Origin of the sequence: Streptococcus infantis (genome assembly GCF_047460405.1) — a bacterium.
In the GTDB taxonomy this organism is placed as follows: domain Bacteria; phylum Bacillota; class Bacilli; order Lactobacillales; family Streptococcaceae; genus Streptococcus; species Streptococcus infantis_Q.
The window spans coordinates 1-1,137 of record NZ_JASHGH010000047.1; the positions used below are offsets into that span (position 1 = coordinate 1).

12 tRNA genes are annotated in these 1,137 nt (G+C 52.0%); all 12 read right to left on the bottom strand.

The window, feature by feature from the left end:
• Positions 1–36: 36 nt before the first annotated feature.
• Positions 37–126, bottom strand: a tRNA-Ser gene (locus tag QM928_RS09865).
• Positions 127–137: 11 nt separating this feature from the next.
• Positions 138–211 (bottom strand) — tRNA-Ile (locus tag QM928_RS09870).
• A 13-nt stretch (positions 212–224) separates the two neighbouring features.
• Positions 225–298: transfer RNA gene (locus tag QM928_RS09875), tRNA-Met, on the bottom strand.
• 5 nt (positions 299–303) lie between these two features.
• Positions 304–377, bottom strand: a tRNA-Pro gene (locus QM928_RS09880).
• 16 nt (positions 378–393) lie between these two features.
• Positions 394–467: transfer RNA gene (locus QM928_RS09885), tRNA-Arg, on the bottom strand.
• Between the two features lie 8 nt (positions 468–475).
• A tRNA-Leu gene (locus QM928_RS09890) sits at positions 476–561 on the bottom strand.
• Positions 562–568: 7 nt separating this feature from the next.
• A tRNA-Gly gene (locus QM928_RS09895) sits at positions 569–640 on the bottom strand.
• 27 nt (positions 641–667) lie between these two features.
• Positions 668–740 (bottom strand) — tRNA-Thr (locus tag QM928_RS09900).
• 12 nt (positions 741–752) lie between these two features.
• Positions 753–834 (bottom strand) — tRNA-Leu (locus QM928_RS09905).
• 5 nt (positions 835–839) lie between these two features.
• A tRNA-Lys gene (locus QM928_RS09910) sits at positions 840–912 on the bottom strand.
• 24 nt (positions 913–936) lie between these two features.
• A tRNA-Asp gene (locus QM928_RS09915) sits at positions 937–1,009 on the bottom strand.
• Between the two features lie 2 nt (positions 1,010–1,011).
• Positions 1,012–1,084 (bottom strand) — tRNA-Val (locus tag QM928_RS09920).
• Positions 1,085–1,137 lie beyond the last annotated feature (53 nt).

Consider the following 1,137-nt stretch of genomic DNA (forward strand, 5'->3'; position numbering starts at 1 on the left):
GAGCTACCGAGCTGCTCCATCCCGCGTTAATAATAAAGGAGGATGTGGGATTCGAACCCACGCACGCTTTTACACGCCTGACGGTTTTCAAGACCGTTCCCTTCAGCCGGACTTGGGTAATCCTCCATAGTATTTAATGGACCTTGTAGGACTTGAACCTACGACCACTCGGTTATGAGCCGAGAGCTCTAACCAGCTGAGCTAAAGGTCCAACAAGATCATTATAGCGGCGAAGGGGATCGAACCCCCGACCTCCCGGGTATGAACCGGACGCTCTAGCCAGCTGAGCTACACCGCCATGAATCGGGAAGACAGGATTCGAACCTGCGACACCTTGGTCCCAAACCAAGTACTCTACCAAGCTGAGCTACTTCCCGAGTTAAATAGAAAAAATGCACCCTAGAGGAGTCGAACCTCTAACCGCCTGATTCGTAGTCAGGTACTCTATCCAGTTGAGCTAAGGGTGCTCTTTATATGCCGAGGACCGGGATCGAACCGGTACGATCGTTACCAATCGCAGGATTTTAAGTCCTGTGCGTCTGCCAGTTCCGCCACCCCGGCCTCTCTAAGCGAACGACGGGATTCGAACCCGCGACCCCCACCTTGGCAAGGTGGTGTTCTACCACTGAACTACGTTCGCATCGACCTCTTGGTTATATTAAAAAAATGCCGGCTACATGACTTGAACACGCGACCCTCTGATTACAAATCAGATGCTCTACCAACTGAGCTAAGCCGGCTTATTTCTATTATGCGGGTTAAGGGACTTGAACCCCCACGCCGTTAAGCGCCAGATCCTAAATCTGGTGCGTCTGCCAATTCCGCCAAACCCGCAATGATGACCCGTACTGGGCTCGAACCAGTGACCCATTGATTAAAAGTCAATTGCTCTACCAACTGAGCTAACGAGTCTAAAATAACTTACGTTATCTTAAACGGTCCCGACGGGAATCGAACCCGCGATCTTCGCCGTGACAGGGCGACGTGATAACCGCTACACTACGGGACCTATGGGAGTTAACGGGATCGAACCGCTGACCCTCTGCTTGTAAGGCAGATGCTCTCCCAGCTGAGCTAAACTCCCTTTAGCTAAGCGACTTCCTTATCTCACAGGGGGCAACCCCCAACTACTTCCGG